The following is a 17,645-nucleotide window of genomic DNA, read 5'->3' on the forward strand; positions in this document are numbered from 1 at the left end:
TTTATTCAACCTTTTTTAGGACAACTTCATTGGAGCGAAATAGCATCAACACATGATACTGATGTCCAACGGGGTCAATTTTGATGACTTTTTTCCACTGACTTTTATTAGGCTCAGCATAATTGGCAACTACGCCGATATAACGAGCATCCTTGTCGACTTTAATCGGCTCAACGAACTTGAATTGGCTTGGGGTGAGAATGTAGTCAAAATCATCCACATAGTTGCTGCCCAGCACACTTTTATAGTTTTTGTTTAACTCGTCATAGTCAGCCGCTTTGAGCAAGGAATCATCTTCTAATTCAAATACTTTGAATTTAATCGGAACCCCCTTGCCATTATTGGTCAATGAATTGGCATCGTGAAGTGACACCAGACTGAAGGTCACAGTTGATGGTTGATTGGCATAATCCACTGGGTTATCGCTGGAGCCAAACACACTACAGGCACTCAAAAGTAGGGATGTGCCAATAAGTAGTAGATATCGATGCATCAGTTAAAACTCCTGTTGTTTTTGACGTAATGAACGGTCATAAGCTTGATCAAATACTTCCCAAAACAGTTTTTCAAAACCATGCTGGCGGCTCGACATCAACTCGCGATAGTAGTTTTGATACATTTTCCAAGCCCACGCCTCAGTTGAGTTTTCCTCACTTTGAGTTGATCGTCGATAATGTTTAAAACGTCGTAGTAAGACCTCAGGGGAAAAGGCTTGGACGATCTGATTTAACGCTGCCGTAGTCGCTTCTTGCACAGCTTGATTATGATCTTTGACCGTTTTTAAGCTCTCTTCGATAGCTGCAGGGGCGGATAAATGCACCATACTGCGGTCATTTTCAAAGAGTGTTTCAACCGTTTTCTCATAGGACAAACCAAGTCGTAGGGGGTTATCTTCAATCGGCTGTAAATTCTTGTTCATTTGCCCATAGCGGCTGTCGCGGACCTGTTGGTGGAGGGACAACAACCCTTTGATGGCGGCTTTCAGTGATGCGCCAATTTCTTCAGAAAGTTGATGCATTTCAGTAAAATCATCACCTTTTTGAGTGCTTACCCCTAACCCTTTAAGCATAGGGCCGGTGACCATATGATTGGGTTGGCCATTGAGCGCAGGATCAGTGTCGTGCATCGATGATGATTCACTATGGGCCGCAAACCCTTTTTCTATCTCTTTTTCTAATTCGTCTAGCTCATTGCTATTCATCGCGATATTCTCCTCGCTAGTCGTATCTTTTAATAAATCTATGGGATTGTGTATCTGACGAGCTGTTGCTTTTGGTCTGGGCTGAGCACCACATTCCTGATTGATCCGCACCGACTTCAATTCGATAGCGGCATCTTGGTTACGTACATTGTCGGCTTGATAAGTAATGCTCTGACCAATCCATTGCTGGTCTTGGGCACTTAAGTACTCACTACGAGATGGTTCCTTATCGTGGGTTGCATCTTCTATATTGATATAATCTTGCGTTGAGTTATCACTCGCTTGCAGTTCGGCTAAAGCACTTAAGGGATCATCGATCATCGGCGTGTCAATATCGATAATATCAGCATCACTGCCATCAACCGACCAGCTAAGCATCTGTTCACTTTCAAACAACGTTTCCAAACTGCGATGCCCACTGGTGGTATCAATCTGTTGCGAGTCAAACGATACTCGAATGACAAACGGCCCCACTTGGATTCGATCATTATCATTCAGTCGGGCCTGATGATTCACTCCAATAGCCATCGATGAACTATTCATAAACGTCGCACCACTTAGATCGGTCAGACAAAACAGATTGTCGATAAAACTAATTTGGCAGTGCTTGGTCTGTACCAGCCCTTGTCTATCACGCAACACCCAATCGTTTATTTTTCCTGATCCAACCGCACCTCCGCGCCGAGAAAAGGTAAACATGGCTGCTCCCCCGGAAAGGAGTTTTTCAGCATTAATTATGGTCAACGTCACCGTCGAGATATCACTCGTCATAGCTGCTACTTATCATCGAATATGAATACAAACCTGTCGATTGGCATTGGAATCCCCCATAAAGGAATACCATCCCAATGACGACTGATTGTTCCGGCTTAACTGAAACGATGGTGCTTGAGCAAACGCCAGCTCTAACTCCAAATCAAACGCCATCTGTTCACGAAGAATAAATTCCATTAATTTACAAAATATCGGGTAATCGGACCCGCTAGGAAGAAAATCTTGAAACCGCTCAAAACTTAGATCTTTAAAACAAATTACAAATTTCCCCATACAATCACTGATCGAATCACCAATCACGGTGTCATCACCTAAACGACTATTGGCCCGCCCTAAGCTACATTTTTGTTCCGGTGCAATAGGCACTTGACGAACTTGCCACTGACGAATTTCAACCTGTTTAAGATCGAAATAATGGGCAATGATCCCAGAAATAACCTGCGGTGAACGACTACGACCGGCCAACATGCCAGCGTATGAGAGCATCTTGCACCAATTAATTTGGGTTTCGCTGCGCAGTTCATCGTCAGCAAGACCAACGAGTGCAAACAGTTGCTCTGAAAACGCATCCGAGGCATTTTCTCGAAAGCGCACGTAATAGCGATACTTGCGCCAAATCTGATAGAGCAAAGTGATCAACCGATGATTAAAAAAGTCTAAAAATTGCTTTCTTAATCCTTGCTCGCCTTCGGTCGCTATTTGCTCTAAAAAGAATCCCGGCAACGGCGACTGCGCTCCCGATAATCCCAAAAACGATGTCTGCAACTGATACTGATCAGACTTTAACGACGTTAAGCTTCGTATATCGCTGGCAGCAAACCCTAAACTTGGATTAGCACTAAACAACAATGATTCACTCACCCCATTAGCCAACCCTTCTGGGTCATCACCAAAAATGCGATGAAGTAATTCGACCAGTTGATAAAAGTTGAACGATTCAACATGCTCAGGGAGCTTCACCGCACTGGACTTAACCTCTAAATCAGCGGCTGTTGACCCACTTGAGTTCCCCATGAGTACCTTTCTCGATTATCAGCATTAATGACAATCAACTCATGAAATGAGTTGATACTGGCATATAATGAAAAAAACTGGCTTAAAATGGTGCCAAAGAGATAGAGCTCGCCCTCAGAACCAAATGAAGATTGCGATAATGTAATTTCGGAAAATAACCCACGAATGGGCAGCCCCTTGATCACTTTTTCAATCGGTTGAGAGTGAATATCGATAATCCCATCGAGGCGCTGACGCGCAACCCGTTCGGCTTGCCGATCCACTAATGCCCGGAAATCATAGGCTCGAAGCACTGAACACAGCGCATCTTTAGATAAGAGTGACAGATAATTAAGCGATAGATTCGAGATCAAGGTCCATAACAAGCTGCCATCAAGAACCGGATGAAGCGGTTGGGTCGGCTCGGTAATATTGCTAAACTGAGCAAACGAAGGCGATGAATTGGTTTCAATGCATACGTCACCTTTACCAAGTTCTATCGGAAGTTGCCGATTAGTGCAGGTTAACTGCAGCGAAATCGCTTCGGTTAATTCAACACACGCTGTCTCATCGGCACGTACAAACGAGATGTAATGCTCAAAGCCATCCGCACGAATACTGTTTTTGACACGTTGACGATAGTAGAGTGCCTGTCGATGATTCATCCGCTCAATTTCATGCTGAAAACTCTCAAACGGGCTATACACGCGTTCTTGCCCGCGCACTCGGCCAACACCCGTTGATTGCCACCCTTCCACGCGGTCAATACTAAATATCTCATAATGAGCTGGATATCGACTCGAAGGGACAACTCGGTATTCCGACTTTTTACCATTTAAATCAATGGGATCAGCATCATGTTCAAATAGATTAATCGCCGGCGTACAATACAACTCAAAGCTATCTTGATTCACGCGCACATCCACGGGGATCGCTTTATTGAAGCAAAAACGTAATTGAAATGTTCCGCGTAGCTGCGCTGGGCAATGCGACCCAATTGAGGTCACATCCACAAACTGAAAGGCTTCAGGAAACGCTAGATATTCTTGTAATATCCGATAGCCTTCATAGACATTTTTAGGGTATGGGAGAACGCCATCTTCGCGGTTAAAACCAACCACAGACAAGCAATCATCCGGCAGACGAAACACGTGATCATTTTGTACCACCTCGATGTGGTCCAAATAATGGTTCAACCATAAGTAGAGCATTTTCGCAGAGTAGCTCTGCCCACCCAGATAAAATCGTAATCCATCCAGTTTTATATCACCGACACTCTGCTCGCCTAAAATCGCCAATGTAATGTCAATTTGGGAGGCGTCACGCGTGTGGTGAACACTCACATCTTGACGCTCTAGTGGGTAAATTTCGACCTCTCGACAAGTCGAGAAATGGCACACTGTCGTTAATACTGGGACGCTATTAAGCTGCACATTGGCTGCCACAGTCTGCTTTGTCCGGATCGCTTTTTCATGGGGTGAAAATTTACAGATCGTCAAGCTAGGGATCGGCCGCAAATAGTTTGGCCAAAGCATATTGATGATGGAGTGGGTCAATTCAGGGAATTCATCATCGACTTTCTCCCTTAACTTACCTGTTAAAAAAGCAAACCCTTCCAGTAGCCGTTCAACATCTGGATCGGTATTACGACCATTTAAAAATTTGGCTAATTGAGGATAAAGTTCGGTAAAAATACCCCCTTGCTCTTTCAGAAATGCAAGTTCTTCCCGGAAATATTTGTCTTGTGACACTACAACACCTTATATTTTCGGCTATTTTCAAGGACTAATTCAATCTGCACGCTTTCGTGCAACGCCCCTCGATGGATATTAGCGAAAACCTGAAAGCGTAGATCTAATGGCTGATCGGGGTCTTGTAAAACATGAACATCCAAGTTGCACAGTCGAGGTTCATATCGCTCAATACACCGACGAATAGCCAGTCGTACGAACATCGCCAAATCAGTACTACCTAACATGGCATCGTTAAAATCGACCAATCCCAATTCCGGTGAACTCAATGATTCCCCCATGCGAGTGTTCAAAATATTCGCCACATTGCATTTAATCGATTTGAGTACATCACAAACATTGGGGCCTTGAGTAACAGAGCGCTTTTGGCTATCAGCATCTAAACGTTCAAAGAAGCTGACTCCATAAGCACTCTCTTCTAGTGCGACATAAGCCATTAATTACGCCTGATCTAAACGACCGACTAATGAAAGCTCAAAATTAGCTCCCATATATTTAAAATGAGGACGAACCGCCAACGAAACTTGGTACCAACCTGGGTTGCCTTCAACATCCATCACTTCAATTTTAGCGGCACGTAATGGACGACGACTACGTACATCTGCGGGTGGATTCTCTTGGTCAGCGACGTATTGTTTCAACCAAGTATTGAGTTCACGTTCAAGATCTTGACGTTCTTTCCAAGCACCAATCTGTTCACGCTGCAATACTTTAATGTAATGAGCTAACCGATTAATAATCATCATATAAGGTAGCTGGGTCCCCAACTTATAGTTAGTTTCAGCTTCCTTGCCCTCTTTAGTGTTCGGGAAAATCTTCGGTTTTTGCAATGAGTTAGCCGAAAAGAATGCCGCATTATCACTGCCTTTACGCATCGTCAGCGCAATGAAACCTTCTTCAGCTAATTCAAATTCTTTGCGATCAGTGACTAAGACTTCGGTTGGGATCTTCGCTTGCAGTTCGCCCATCGACTCAAACAGATGCACTGGTAAGTCCTCTACCGCGCCACCACTTTGCGGACCGATGATATTCGGACACCAGCGATACTTGGCAAAACTATCTGTCAAGCGCGTTGCAAAAGCGAAGGCTGTATTACCCCACAAATAGTGCTCATGAGAGGAATTCACATTTTCTTGATAACTAAATGTTCGCGTTGGATTTTCAATCGGGTCATAAGGCGTACGTAGTAAAAACCTCGGGGCGGTTAATCCTAAATAGCGCGCATCTTCAGATTCACGTAATGAGCGCCATTTAGTATATTTTGGACTTTCAAAAATCGATTTTAAGTCTTTGATATTAGGTAACTCTTCAAATGAATCGATCCCAAAAAATGCAGGGCCGACACTCGAAATAAATGGCGCATGGGCCATGGCACCAACGGCTCCCACATACTGTAATAATTTCATATCTGGGGAGGATGGCGAAAAAGCGTAGTTACCAATAATTGCACCAACAGGTTCTCCCCCAAATTGGCCGTAACCTGCTGAATAAACATGTTTATAAAAACCTGACTGAGCCGTTTCTGGTGCAAATTCGAAATCATCAAGCAACTCTTCTTTGGTTGCATGCAATAGCTCAATCTTGTTGTTTTCTCGAAAATCAGTGCGATCAATAAATAACTTCAATCCTCGCCATGCTGATTCTAATTGCTGAATTTTCTGATCATGAAGAATGGCATCCATTTGAGTGCTGATTTTTTTATCTAATTCCACCAGCATATTATCAACTAACGCTTTATTAACCGGCTGCGACGTTTGGCCGTTATCTAATAGTTGACTAATAAATGCAGCAACGCCTTTTTTGGCCACATCATAGCCATCATCACTGGGAGTCATCCGGGTTTGCGCCATAACTGCATCGAGTAAACCAATGCTATCGTCTGACTGCTGCTGAGTTGTTAATTGTTCCTGAGCTGACATAACCTATCCTTTACGTCTTTTAACTTATCAAATGATTCAACCAAGCCTACTCTTGCGAAGGCGCATCACCGAGAAGTTCTAATTCAGCTAGAAGCTTCTCACGCGATTCAGATGACTCAAGCAGAGTCTGGAGCTGTTTACGAAATTCGGGAATGTTTCCAAGAGGTCCCTTTAACGCAACCAATGCTTCACGCAGTTCAATCAGTTTTTGCAATTCTGGCACTTGTTCGGCAATAGCATCTGGTGAAAAATCACTAAGCGATTTAAAAGAAACAGAAATAGGCAACTCCTGACCGACTTCGTCAGTCAGCTGATTAGGCACGGATGTACTTACTTCCAGTTGACTGTCTCGCATCACAGCTTCGAAGTTATTTTTATCAACCAAAATCGCTTTACGTTCTTCAATTGGGGTATCTTCAGCACGGCCTTTAAAATCACCAACAACAAGCGTTTTAAATGGAAGTTCAAGCTCCGCTTGTGCATCACCAACGGCTGGAACATACTTAATATTGATACGCTCCTTGGGAGCAACACTTCCTTCTTTAGACATAATTTCTCCGATATATCAATAAGATAAATTTTTTTAATTTTTTATAGTTGACCACACTCAGTTAATTTTTATTAACTCCTATTGCTACAGGCACAATAAGCCTTACCCCAAAAGTGGATAATTGAATGCAACTGATTGATTTTCCTATTTACAGCAATCAAACAACTAAAAGCGACGTAAATTATTAAAAAATAACTACTAATATTAATATTTTTAGTTTATGAATATTAATATTAGTAAAATTATCGGGTAAATTAAGTCATTTATTAAAGACGATGTCAATATTTTTAATAACAACAAGCTTACATTCTAAACACTAGCCATCGCTGTGTTAAATCATATTTTTTGGGTTTTACGTTATGGGTTTGTATATAAAATAGTCACTTGTGAGATATATCTCACAATATTAATGGGTGATTTATTATAAGTTTCATTGCAATTTATTATAAAAAACAACAATAAGCATATTCTTTGAACAGATATATTTATCAATTCGTTAAAAATAAGTTTGATGATTACAAAAATCACTAACGAACCACTCTTTGAGTCGAATTAATCAACTCATTATTGCGCAGGATGTCAGGATAAAAAATAAACAACAACTAAATGCTAGAAAGACACTTGCGCATCAGCTGATCCACAGAATATAATGATTCGTTTATAATGAAGGGCATAATCACAACAGCTTGCCTGCTGAGTTTAGACTATCTGATCAAACTATTTTTTGGTCAATATAACACCGGCTATGATCACCGACAGACCAACCATCCGTGCAACGATTCAACAATGGCGTAGGGGACGAACTGGTAGGTCAATATAAGATAATTGTCTCTATGCTGGATAAAACAGCTCTCGATTTTGACTCAGTAGCATTAAATCTGGCTAGCCATTCTATCCAATCTGCTGGAATTACTTCAGCGGTGGTTTGCTGTACGAACAGAATCCCGAATCACTAAATTGCCGCGTAATAGAGTTTGAGGGCTACGGGTTTGCTTATGCAACAGCTGCGCTAATCGATCGAGTACCGCATCCAGCAGCGAGTCGATTGGATAATGGATACACGTTAACGGCGGACAAAGCTGCACAGCAAGAGGCGAGTCTTCTAAGCTCATTAAGGAAACTTCTTGAGGGACAGTAATGTTAAATTCACGCAAAAGACGGATAGCCGTTGCCGCATCACTATCGCGGCGCACTAACAGCGCTGAAAATGGTAGGTAACGATTTAAAAGCTCAAGCAATGATTGCTCTGAGTCGTGCGGTCCATTCACAACTAACTGACGATTAAACGGCAACGACTGGTTTTGTAATGCTTGTCGATATCCATCTAACAAGGCATCTCTAATTTTCGGCTCATCATCATCTAGCCAAATCGCAATTTGGCGATGCCCTTGACTAAGCAGATAGCGAACGGCACTTTCACAAGCGAACGGATAATCATAATGAATCGCCTGCTCGCCCATCCCTATTTGAATAACCCGATCATGCGTCGAGAGATCGTCATCCACGCCGAGTACTATTGTGGCAACTGGATTAAACTGGCTGAGTCGTTGCAACTGCTCATCTATTTGTGCTGAACTCGCCACAAATCCCAACGTCATCTCTAACCCTTGTGCTTGAATTCCTCGGGCGAGCTGCGGCAGGTGAGCAGATAAACGGTTTACATCCGCTTCTCGCAATACAACCGCCACTTGGTTGGAATATTCATTGGCCAAACTTTGAGCAAATATATTTGGCCGATAATTAAGCGTCTCCACCGCTTTTAACACAGCTTCGCGACTCTCTTGTCGAACCCCTCGGTTCCCCGTCAACACACGTGACACTGTCGCTTTGGAGACATTCGCTAAACGCGAAACATCAGTGATAGTAGCCATGACAACATTAACCTCTTCAATCAGTGATTCATCATAGCATAAGTTTTTTAGTCGATGCGCGACGCCCACCAAGTTATTGACACATAATTGGCCACCAACTTAGGGGCGTCCAGCAATTTAGTTCAACCGTCGATACAATTGAATCAGCTCACTGATGAGCTCACCGGCCAACATTGCCGTCATGATATGATCTTGCGCATGCACCATAATCAGTGTCATGGTTACTTTGCCTTCACCTTGATCATCACCAATAAGTCTTGTTTGTGCTTGGTGAGCTTGCTTAATGAAACTTTGCGCCTCTTTGACTTTAGCTTCAGCTGACTCAAATTGCCCCTGTTTGGCAAGGTTTAATCCCTCAAAATAAAGGCTACGAGCCTGCCCTGCATTGACAATCAGATCCATCACCAACTGTTCTTCGTCGACCAATATTGGGTCACTCATCGCTATCTCCTTCAAATCCGTGTTCACTGGCTACCTTAGCAATCCACTGACCACTCTTTTTAATTGTGCGTTGCTGAGTTTTCAGATCAAGCGCGATGAAGCCATAGCGATTTTTATAAGCATTCGCCCAAGACCAACAATCGATAAAGGTCCAAAGATGGTAGCCTAGGCAGTTTGCTCCCTCTTGAATGGCGCGATGCACCCAGATAAGGTGTTCACGAACAAAATCAATTCGATAATCATCTTGCACCACCCCATCTTGAATAAAACGATCTTCGCCCTCGACACCCATCCCATTTTCAGAGACATAACAAGGAATGTTGCCGTAATTATCTTTCAAGTTGATTAAGATATCGTAGATCCCTTTTTCATAGATCTCCCAACCACGATGCCGATTCATTTTTCGTCCGGGCATCTCGTAGGCGTCAAAAAACCATTCAGGCATCATCGGCCCATCTGGATTTATGGCATTAAGGCGTGCTTTAACGCGCCGAGGCTGATAGTAGTTCACCCCGAGCACATCGACCTTACCAGCCTGCAAGATTGCGCCATCACCATCTTGCCTGTGTGGTGCGACACTGTAATCAGCCATTAATTGCGCTAATTCCTTTGGATAGACGCCCAAAACAGCTGGATCTAAAAAGCTACGGTTAAACAAAAGATCAGCCATGCGAGCCGCTTTTTGGTCAGCCGGATGCTCAGAGCGAGGATAGGATGGTGTTAAATTTAAGATGATCCCAATTTGCCCATCTAAGCCACTATCGCGATAACAAGCCACCGCTTGAGCATGCGCAAGCATGGTATGATAGGCCACCTGAACGGCCCGCCTAAAATCGACAACATTCGGGTAATGCGCATCATAAAGATAACCCTGCTCAACTGGCACAATCGGCTCGTTGAAGGTAAACCAAAGGTGCACATCTTGACCAAACAATTCAAAACAGGTTTTGGCATATTGCACGTAAGCATCAACGACTTCGCGATTTTCCCAGCCCCCTTTTTGTTGCATCGCCAGTGGCATATCAAAGTGGAACAGGCAGATGAATGGTTCAATTTCTGCTTTTTTAAGCTCGGCAATCATATTGCGATAAAAGCTTACAGCTTTAGGGTTCACTGCACCGGTGCCATCTGGAATCAATCGAGACCAAGAGATTGAGGTTCGAAAGCTGTTATGGCCGAGTTGTTTCATCAGCTTAATATCACTTTGAAAGTGATCATAAAAGGTCGAAGTGTCCTCAGGCCCGACTTCATCGAAAAACCGCGAAGGGGATTGTTCAAACCAGTGGTCCCAAATACTTTTTGCCTTCCCATCCCGCTGGCTTGCCCCTTCACTTTGAGCCGCTGATGAGGCACTTCCCCACCAAAAATCAGTGGGGAATTGATAAAAATTCATAGTACTTTCCTTAAGTTAAATTGTAGCGGGTTTACCTGAATGACGAGGGCTTTCTGAGCTTTTTTTAGCCGCTTGTTGTTCCGCTAATCTTACTGCTTCTTGGTCCAATAACTGTTTTTCATACGCTTTGAGAAATGGCCAATACATGAGTCCCGCAGTGAACATGCAGAAAAAGCACATAAATACGGGCGTGATGGCCCAGTTCGTCGCCCATGAAGCGCCAATGGGAGCTGGTGTAGTCCACGCCGTTAATGAAACGACTCGAGGAACTAAATTAATGGACGTAGCCACATACGCAATCACTGCATTGATCATTGGAATAAAGACAAATGGTAAGAAGAATATAGGGTTCATAACGATCGGCGCACCAAATAAAATAGGTTCATTGATGTTAAACATCCCAGGGATAACCCCCAATTTACCGATTGTACGTAGGTGTGCTTCTCTGCTGCGAATCAACAAGAATGCGAGTGGTAACGTCGACCCCACCCCACCAATGAGTAGATAGTGATCCCAAAATCCTTGCGTATAGATATGTGGAATCGCTGCTCCAGCAGCTAATGCCACCTGGTTAGCCGATAGGTTGGCCATCCAAAATGGGTTCATGATCCCAGTCACAATCAATGAGCCGTGAACCCCAGCAAACCACAAAATTTGACAGATAAATACCGATAACAATATCGCTGGCAAAGTATCTGATGCAGAGACTAATGGTTTTAGCGCTGACATAATCGCTTCCGGCAAAATCATCCCGGTAGTGCTCTGTAAAATGAGGTTAAGCGGATAGAGGGTAAAGATAACAGCAAGTACAGGAATCAATATTTCAAAAGAGCGTGAGACTCCTGGGGGCACTTGCTCAGGTAACCGGATGGTCACATGGTGTCGTTTTAAAAAGGCATACACTTCGGTGGCATAAATAGCCACAATCAGTGCGGTAAAGATCCCTTGTCCGGCCATATATTGGGTTGATATTTGCCCATCTTTATAAGGCGCGGCAACCAATAAAAATGACATCAACGACAATAAACCTGTCGTGACAGGATCTAACTTATAGTGACGGGCCAAACTCGATGCGACCCCCACCGAAATGAATAAGGTCATTACCCCCATGCTTAAATTAAAAGGTAACATCAACATATCGCGATGGCGCGCTGAAAAGCTTAACCATGCTTGCGCAAATCCCCAGGTCGTTTCCTTAGAAAATGGCGGGAAAATAAACACCAACATAAAAGAACCGACGATCATAAACGGCAATGCGGCAATAAACCCATCACGAATCGAAATCACATACCTTTGCTGGCCAATTTTGCCAGCGATCGGGGTCAAGTGCTCTTCAATGACCACCGCCATTTTATCCATAAAATTACTCATGTCTGCCTCCCTATGCTTACGCCGCAGTTTCAATCATTGCTAAAGCCTGCTCAAGCACATTATTGCCATTTTGCATGCCATAATCGGATAACCCGATCACTGCCACTGGCACATCGTATTCTTGTGCTTTTTGGCTAAGATCGGGCAACATATACTTCACTTGTGGCCCAAGTAACACCACTTGATAATTACCGACTTGCTCATCAAATTCACTCACGCTGTAAGCTTCAATTTGCACATCTAAATCGCGCTCAGCCGCAGCTGCTTTCATTTTGTTCACTAACAAGCTGGTTGACATTCCTGCAGAACAACACAACATAATTTGGTACATAACGTACTCCTGATAAATCTACTCGACTTAGTTAAGATAGGACCTTTGGCAACAAACGGAAACCGGTTTCCAAAGGTTTCCATTCAATTTGTGCCAATGATCACGTGATTAATTGGTCTCATTGATATAAATGTGATCGGTGATCGATAACGCATATCCACTACAACCAATTGGAGGCGAATCAGTCATGATGGGCGGGTATATCGTTGAACTACTGCTAAAAGAGGCTCCAGAATCTCTATGAATGAGACGTGGCTCAAGCTATTTGCTAACATAATCGAAGAATATATCTCTCCGATTGCTCGTTTGTTATCACAGAGCAAACACATTACTGCCATGCGAGATAGCTTTCAGTTGTCAATGCCATTTATTATCGTGGGTAGTCTTTTCGTTCCTTTGCTTTATCCCCCAGCCACCGCTCACTCAGCAAGTACTTGGATGCAAGGTTGGTTTCATTTTTCTGAACACTATCGGCCCTATTTACTACCGCCTTATCAAATTACTTCAGGAGTGATTAGCCTTACCATTACCTTTGGCGCTTCCGTTAGCTTGGCAAAACAATATCAAATGCCACAGCGACTCTGCGGACTAACCAGCTGCATGGCATTTTTATTGTTAATTGGCTTATTTAGTCACCCTGCTGAGGCATACCACTATTTGGGATCAACGGGCATATTTACTGCCTTGTTTGCCAGTTTTTACGCGGTTGAGGTGATTCGCTTATTTAATCACATGCATTGGGTGATCCAACTGCCACAAGAGGTCCCTCTCATTACTCAAAAGGGGTTTGCACTAATTACACCATTGCTAGCCATTTTGTTGTCATTGACATGCTTTAATGTCTTTTTGGATGAGCACTGGGGCGTGTTATTACCTCATTTGATAGAGATGATCTTCCAGCCACTAGTGATCGCCTCAGATTCACTACCAGCGGTGATCATTTCGTTGTTAGTGTGTAGTCTGTTGTGGTTTATTGGTATTCACGGCTCATTGCTGGTTACTGGGATCATGAATCCTTTCTGGATGACTAATTTATTCACCAATCAAGCCGCTTTAGCAGCAGGACAGGCACCGCCCCATATATTTTTACAAGGATTTTGGGACTACTACTTACTCATCGGTGGTGTGGGCTCCACCTTACCGTTGATTTTCATGGCAATGTGCAGCTCGTCAAGGCAACTGCGCTCAATCGGTAAATTGGGGGTGATCCCTTCGCTATTTAACATTAACGAACCCATTTTATTTGGTTTTCCAATTATCATGAACCCGCTATTTTTTATCCCATTTATGGCCGTTCCAGTGATCAATGCTTGCATTGCATGGTATTTAACCAAAATTGCCTGGCTCGATCGTTTTATCGCTATGTTACCGTGGTCAATGCCATCACCGATTGGGGCTGCTTGGGCCGCCAACGGCAGCATTAATAATGCGTGTATGAGTTTATTAGCGATCACGCTATCTTGGGTGATCTATCGCCCCTTTTTCAAAGTACATGAAAAAATGTTACTCGAACAAGAACGTCAACGCACTACACCGATAATATAACTGCCATTTTACATATCGCTGAGCCCATCTAGAGTAATAAAAATATTATTTATCTGAATTCGAGAGGCGGCTCAAAGTCCTTAACATAAATAGGGTTTATCGTCTAACAAGTCATCAACACGATTAACAGTTTAATCACCTATGAAAATCTATGGGCAAGGTGTATGTTGTCTGTAGATCGCTATCTTATACGCCGCTAGAGGAGAACCGTATGGCCTATGCAACTACCAACCCTTATACAGGGAAACTTATCGAATCTTTCCCCGACGCAACTGATGAACAAGTCAGTCAAGCTCTAACCGATAGCCATGCCGCTTTTTCATCTTGGAAGCAGATCTCTTATTCTGATCGAGCCAGCATTCTACAAAAGGCCGCGGATATTTTGCGCAAAAACAGCGACAATTATGCCAAACTATTAACATTGGAGATGGGTAAACTGTTTGCTGAAGCGCAAGCAGAAGTTGAACTTTCAGCGCAAATTCTTGAGTACTATGTCGAACATGCAGAGCGCCTTCTCGCCCCTGAAAAATTACCTGTTTCTGATGCCAGCGAAGGCGAAGCCGTATTAGTTCATGATCCACTTGGTATTTTGCTCGCGATTGAACCTTGGAACTTTCCGTTCTATCAAATTGCTCGTATCCTAGCGCCACAACTCTCAGCAGGGAATGTACTGCTGCTCAAACACGCTTCAAACGTTCCGCAATGCGCGCACGCATTTGAGCAGTTGATGCTCGATGCAGGTCTACCGCAAGGATGTTTCACTAACCTCTATGCAACTCGTCATCAGATAGAAATGATTTTAAATGATCCTCGGGTACATGGTGTCGCGTTGACCGGTTCTGAAGATGCGGGGGCAATCATTGCAGCAACTGCCGCCAAGGCATTGAAAAAATCCACAATGGAACTCGGCGGCGCGGATGCCTTTGTCGTTCTTAAAGATGCAGAGCTTGAAAAAACAGTTAAATGGGCTGTTTTTGGTCGTCACTGGAACGGCGGTCAGGTATGCGTTTCATCGAAACGAATGATTATCGTCGACGATATTTATGACGAATTTTTAGAGCAATACCACCAGGGTGTGGCCCAATTACGTGTCGGCGATCCAATGGATGCAAACACTACATTAGCGCCATTGTCTTCACAAGGTGCGGCTGATGATATCAAAACCCAGATCAAAAAAGCCGTTGAATATGGCGCAACAGCAACCGAAGTCGGCCCAAAAGTACCCGCACAAGGGGCCTTTGTACAACCGACTATTTTGACCAATGTTACCCCTGATAACCCTGCTTATTACTGGGAATTTTTTGGCCCAGTATCACTGATCTTCAAAGCAAAAGATGAAGCTGACGCAATTGCGATTGCGAACGACTCCCCCTTTGGACTAGGTGGTTCGGTATTTACCCAAGATACTAAGCACGGTTATGAAGTTGCCAAACAAATCTCAACTGGGATGGTTTTTGTCAACCATCCAACCATGGTGAAAGCCGACTTACCGTTTGGTGGGGTGCGACGCTCTGGATATGGCCGAGAACTACTTGGTTTAGGTTTAAAAGAGTTTGTGAACCACAAATTGATTGATGTCGTCGATATCGATGCGCCATTCTAAATTTTATAAGACATGATATATAAGCCAGCTATGTATTAGCTGGCTTTTTTATACCTATAATAAACAATTCTTGCGTCGGTCATTAGTTAGTCATCGCTCACCACTTAGGTGCATTATAGTGTTGAGTAAAGCGTGACTCATAAAAGCTAAGTGTTAATGCCACCCGTTATGTCGCTTCAATCTTAAGTCACTACAGAGTAAAAACTATTCAAACAAATGCAAAAAATAGCCGACTGATTGTATTATCAATCAATCGGCGTACACTACTGAGCAAACGCGGAGAGGTGCCAGAGTGGCCGAATGGGACGGTCTCGAAAACCGTTGTGGGAGTGATCTCACCGAGGGTTCGAATCCCTCTCTCTCCGCCATAATCAGGCCTTATAACTAGTTTTGCTACCCGCTGACCCATTGTTTATGGGGCGCCTGAATGTCACAATATCGCGCCCATCTCCCTTGTGATTACCCCTTCGACTGACTCTGAATTTAACGTTAGTAAATCACCCGATTGACCATGTTTTCTAAATATTCCTGCTGACCAGAAACGGGCTGCGGATCAATATCATGTTCTAAGGCATAATTGGCCAACGATGCCAAACTATAATCGCCACGCAATATTTGTTGCCCTAATAGTTGATCCCAGCCACTATATCGCTGCTCAACATGGTCAAGTAGCTGGCCTGATTCGATCAATTCAGCGGCTTTTAACAGTGCCAACGCCATGGTATCCATCCCACCGATATGGCCATAAAAAAGATCAGTTGGCGCAATCGATGGACGGCGCACTTTGGCATCAAAATTAAGCCCACCACTGCCAAACCCACCACTCTTTAATAGCTCATAGAGCATCAGGGTATTATCTTCGACACTATTGGGGAACTGGTCGGTATCCCATCCCGACTGAGGGTCACCACGGTTGGCATCAATTGAACCCATAATTCCGAGTGCATTCGCCATAGCCACCTCATGCTGAAAGGTATGTCCAGCCAACGTTGCATGGTTAGCCTCGATGTTCACCTTAATCTCTTTTTCTAAACCAAACTGTTTGAGAAAACCATACACAGTCGCGACATCATAATCATATTGATGTTTGGTTGGCTCTTGTGGTTTGGGTTCAATCAAGATGGTGCCTTTAAAGCCAATTTTATGTTTATAGTCCACCACCATTTGCATCAATCGCCCGAGCTGCTCACGTTCACGGCGCAAGTCGGTATTGAGCAATGTTTCATAACCTTCTCGTCCCCCCCATAACACATAGTTTTGCCCACCTAATTGAGCCGTTGCATTCATGGCATTAAAAATTTGCGTCGCAGCATAAGCAAACACTTCAGGATCTGGGTTACTCGCCGCGCCACTAATATAACGCCGATGGGTAAATGCATTGGCTGTGCCCCAAAGCAATTGAATACCAGTTTGCTCTTGTTTAGCGGCTAAAATATCAACCATTGCCTCGAAGTTATGCGTGAACTCTTTGATACTCCTACCTTGTGGCGCAATATCAGCATCATGAAAACAATAAAATGGCGCACCCAATTTACTAAAAAATTCAAAGGCAACATCCGCTTTTAATTTTGCCATTGCCATCTCATCGCCAGGCTGTTGCCAAGGCCGCTTAAATGACCCTTCGCCAAACATGTCACTTCCCACCCAAGCAAAGGTATGCCAGTAACACACCGCAAAACGCAGTTGCTCTTGCATCGATTTACCTAAAACTTGGCGATCAGCTTGATAATAACGAAATGCTAAAGGATTACGGCTGTCTGGCCCTTCAAAAGGAATTGAATCGATCTCTTTAAAAAAATCACTCATTTTATTTACCTCAAACATGTTGATAATAATAACTATTGTGAATATTCTCTGCTGCCAGACAATGATGATTTTTGGTAATACGGTTACGATATCTCA

Annotated in this window: 15 protein-coding genes and 1 tRNA gene; 3 read left to right on the top strand and 13 right to left on the bottom strand. The window is 43.6% G+C overall.

The genetic code is table 11. The features are described from left to right. Window position 1: 1 nt before the first annotated feature. The 12 genes from tssJ to ABUE30_RS05160 form a co-directional block, all read right to left on the bottom strand. Window positions 2-493 (bottom strand): type VI secretion system lipoprotein TssJ, encoded by a 492-nt coding sequence (gene tssJ / locus ABUE30_RS05105; protein WP_408622626.1) that lies wholly within the window; start codon window positions 491-493, stop codon window positions 2-4. A gap of 3 nt (window positions 494-496) precedes the next feature. Beyond that, the gene (gene tagH, locus ABUE30_RS05110; RefSeq protein WP_408622627.1) at window positions 497-1,972 is read right to left on the bottom strand and encodes a type VI secretion system-associated FHA domain protein TagH; all 1,476 of its coding nucleotides are present in this window, start codon (window positions 1,970-1,972) and stop codon (window positions 497-499) included. Window positions 1,973-1,984: 12 nt separating this feature from the next. Beyond that, window positions 1,985-2,989 carry a type VI secretion system baseplate subunit TssG gene (gene tssG / locus ABUE30_RS05115; RefSeq protein WP_408622628.1) on the bottom strand — a complete coding sequence of 335 codons (1,005 nt, stop codon included), beginning with the start codon at window positions 2,987-2,989 and terminating at the stop codon, window positions 1,985-1,987. Next, window positions 2,953-4,719 (bottom strand): type VI secretion system baseplate subunit TssF, encoded by a 1,767-nt coding sequence (gene tssF, locus ABUE30_RS05120; RefSeq protein WP_408622629.1) that lies wholly within the window; start codon window positions 4,717-4,719, stop codon window positions 2,953-2,955. The genes tssG and tssF overlap by 37 nt, the downstream gene beginning before the upstream one ends. Then, window positions 4,719-5,156: a type VI secretion system baseplate subunit TssE gene (gene tssE / locus ABUE30_RS05125; RefSeq protein WP_408622630.1), complete on the bottom strand. Its 438-nt coding sequence runs from the start codon at window positions 5,154-5,156 to the stop codon at window positions 4,719-4,721. The genes tssF and tssE overlap by 1 nt, the downstream gene beginning before the upstream one ends. 3 nt (window positions 5,157-5,159) lie before the next feature. After that, window positions 5,160-6,638, bottom strand: a complete 1,479-nt coding sequence (gene tssC, locus ABUE30_RS05130) for a type VI secretion system contractile sheath large subunit (RefSeq protein ID WP_408622631.1) — start codon at window positions 6,636-6,638, stop codon at window positions 5,160-5,162. A gap of 46 nt (window positions 6,639-6,684) precedes the next feature. After that, window positions 6,685-7,188 (bottom strand): type VI secretion system contractile sheath small subunit, encoded by a 504-nt coding sequence (gene tssB / locus ABUE30_RS05135; protein WP_408622632.1) that lies wholly within the window; start codon window positions 7,186-7,188, stop codon window positions 6,685-6,687. Window positions 7,189-8,102: 914 nt separating this feature from the next. Continuing rightward, window positions 8,103-9,059: a LacI family DNA-binding transcriptional regulator gene (locus ABUE30_RS05140; protein WP_408622633.1), complete on the bottom strand. Its 957-nt coding sequence runs from the start codon at window positions 9,057-9,059 to the stop codon at window positions 8,103-8,105. A 117-nt stretch (window positions 9,060-9,176) separates the two neighbouring features. Beyond that, on the bottom strand, window positions 9,177-9,500 hold the full coding sequence (locus tag ABUE30_RS05145) for a PTS lactose/cellobiose transporter subunit IIA (RefSeq protein WP_408622634.1): 324 nt from the start codon (window positions 9,498-9,500) through the stop codon (window positions 9,177-9,179). Beyond that, window positions 9,493-10,893: a glycoside hydrolase family 1 protein gene (locus tag ABUE30_RS05150; protein ID WP_408622635.1), complete on the bottom strand. Its 1,401-nt coding sequence runs from the start codon at window positions 10,891-10,893 to the stop codon at window positions 9,493-9,495. Before ABUE30_RS05150 ends, ABUE30_RS05145 begins: the two co-directional genes overlap by 8 nt. Before the next feature lie 15 nt (window positions 10,894-10,908). Then, a complete protein-coding gene (locus ABUE30_RS05155) occupies window positions 10,909-12,264 on the bottom strand; it encodes a PTS sugar transporter subunit IIC (protein WP_408622636.1) in 1,356 nt (451 codons plus the stop codon). A 16-nt stretch (window positions 12,265-12,280) separates the two neighbouring features. After that, window positions 12,281-12,595, bottom strand: coding sequence for a PTS sugar transporter subunit IIB (locus tag ABUE30_RS05160; protein WP_408622637.1), 315 nt, complete (start codon window positions 12,593-12,595; stop codon window positions 12,281-12,283). 240 nt (window positions 12,596-12,835) lie between these two features. On the opposite strand from ABUE30_RS05160, the gene ABUE30_RS05165 reads away from it, so the two are divergent. From ABUE30_RS05165 to ABUE30_RS05175, 3 genes are all read left to right on the top strand, one after another. Further along, entirely contained in the window at window positions 12,836-14,140 is a 1,305-nt protein-coding gene (locus ABUE30_RS05165) for a PTS sugar transporter subunit IIC (protein ID WP_408622638.1), read from the top strand. 211 nt (window positions 14,141-14,351) lie between these two features. Beyond that, the gene (locus ABUE30_RS05170) at window positions 14,352-15,743 is read left to right on the top strand and encodes an NAD-dependent succinate-semialdehyde dehydrogenase (RefSeq protein ID WP_408622639.1); all 1,392 of its coding nucleotides are present in this window, start codon (window positions 14,352-14,354) and stop codon (window positions 15,741-15,743) included. 278 nt (window positions 15,744-16,021) lie between these two features. Further along, window positions 16,022-16,111: transfer RNA gene (locus ABUE30_RS05175), tRNA-Ser, on the top strand. 121 nt (window positions 16,112-16,232) lie between these two features. Here ABUE30_RS05175 and xylA read toward each other — a convergent pair. Next, the gene (gene xylA, locus ABUE30_RS05180) at window positions 16,233-17,549 is read right to left on the bottom strand and encodes a xylose isomerase (protein ID WP_408622640.1); all 1,317 of its coding nucleotides are present in this window, start codon (window positions 17,547-17,549) and stop codon (window positions 16,233-16,235) included. Between the last annotated feature and the right edge of the window lie 96 nt (window positions 17,550-17,645).

The sequence above is a fragment of the Celerinatantimonas yamalensis genome, from assembly GCF_046054155.1.
Lineage (GTDB): Bacteria > Pseudomonadota > Gammaproteobacteria > Enterobacterales > Celerinatantimonadaceae > Celerinatantimonas > Celerinatantimonas yamalensis.

What these genes read in the sequence shown, in the direction of transcription:
- tssG (WP_408622628.1), bottom strand. Translation starts at nt 2,989, where the DNA reads ATGGGGAACTCAAGTGGGTCAACAGCCGCTGATTTAGAGGTTAAGTCC.
- tssJ (WP_408622626.1), bottom strand. Translation starts at nt 493, where the DNA reads ATGCATCGATATCTACTACTTATTGGCACATCCCTACTTTTGAGTGCC.
- ABUE30_RS05170 (WP_408622639.1), top strand. Translation starts at nt 14,352, where the DNA reads ATGGCCTATGCAACTACCAACCCTTATACAGGGAAACTTATCGAATCT.
- tssC (WP_408622631.1), bottom strand. Translation starts at nt 6,638, where the DNA reads ATGTCAGCTCAGGAACAATTAACAACTCAGCAGCAGTCAGACGATAGC.
- ABUE30_RS05165 (WP_408622638.1), top strand. Translation starts at nt 12,836, where the DNA reads ATGAATGAGACGTGGCTCAAGCTATTTGCTAACATAATCGAAGAATAT.
- tagH (WP_408622627.1), bottom strand. Translation starts at nt 1,972, where the DNA reads ATGACGAGTGATATCTCGACGGTGACGTTGACCATAATTAATGCTGAA.
- ABUE30_RS05140 (WP_408622633.1), bottom strand. Translation starts at nt 9,059, where the DNA reads ATGGCTACTATCACTGATGTTTCGCGTTTAGCGAATGTCTCCAAAGCG.
- ABUE30_RS05145 (WP_408622634.1), bottom strand. Translation starts at nt 9,500, where the DNA reads ATGAGTGACCCAATATTGGTCGACGAAGAACAGTTGGTGATGGATCTG.
- tssE (WP_408622630.1), bottom strand. Translation starts at nt 5,156, where the DNA reads ATGGCTTATGTCGCACTAGAAGAGAGTGCTTATGGAGTCAGCTTCTTT.
- xylA (WP_408622640.1), bottom strand. Translation starts at nt 17,549, where the DNA reads ATGAGTGATTTTTTTAAAGAGATCGATTCAATTCCTTTTGAAGGGCCA.
- ABUE30_RS05155 (WP_408622636.1), bottom strand. Translation starts at nt 12,264, where the DNA reads ATGAGTAATTTTATGGATAAAATGGCGGTGGTCATTGAAGAGCACTTG.
- ABUE30_RS05150 (WP_408622635.1), bottom strand. Translation starts at nt 10,893, where the DNA reads ATGAATTTTTATCAATTCCCCACTGATTTTTGGTGGGGAAGTGCCTCA.
- tssB (WP_408622632.1), bottom strand. Translation starts at nt 7,188, where the DNA reads ATGTCTAAAGAAGGAAGTGTTGCTCCCAAGGAGCGTATCAATATTAAG.
- ABUE30_RS05160 (WP_408622637.1), bottom strand. Translation starts at nt 12,595, where the DNA reads ATGTACCAAATTATGTTGTGTTGTTCTGCAGGAATGTCAACCAGCTTG.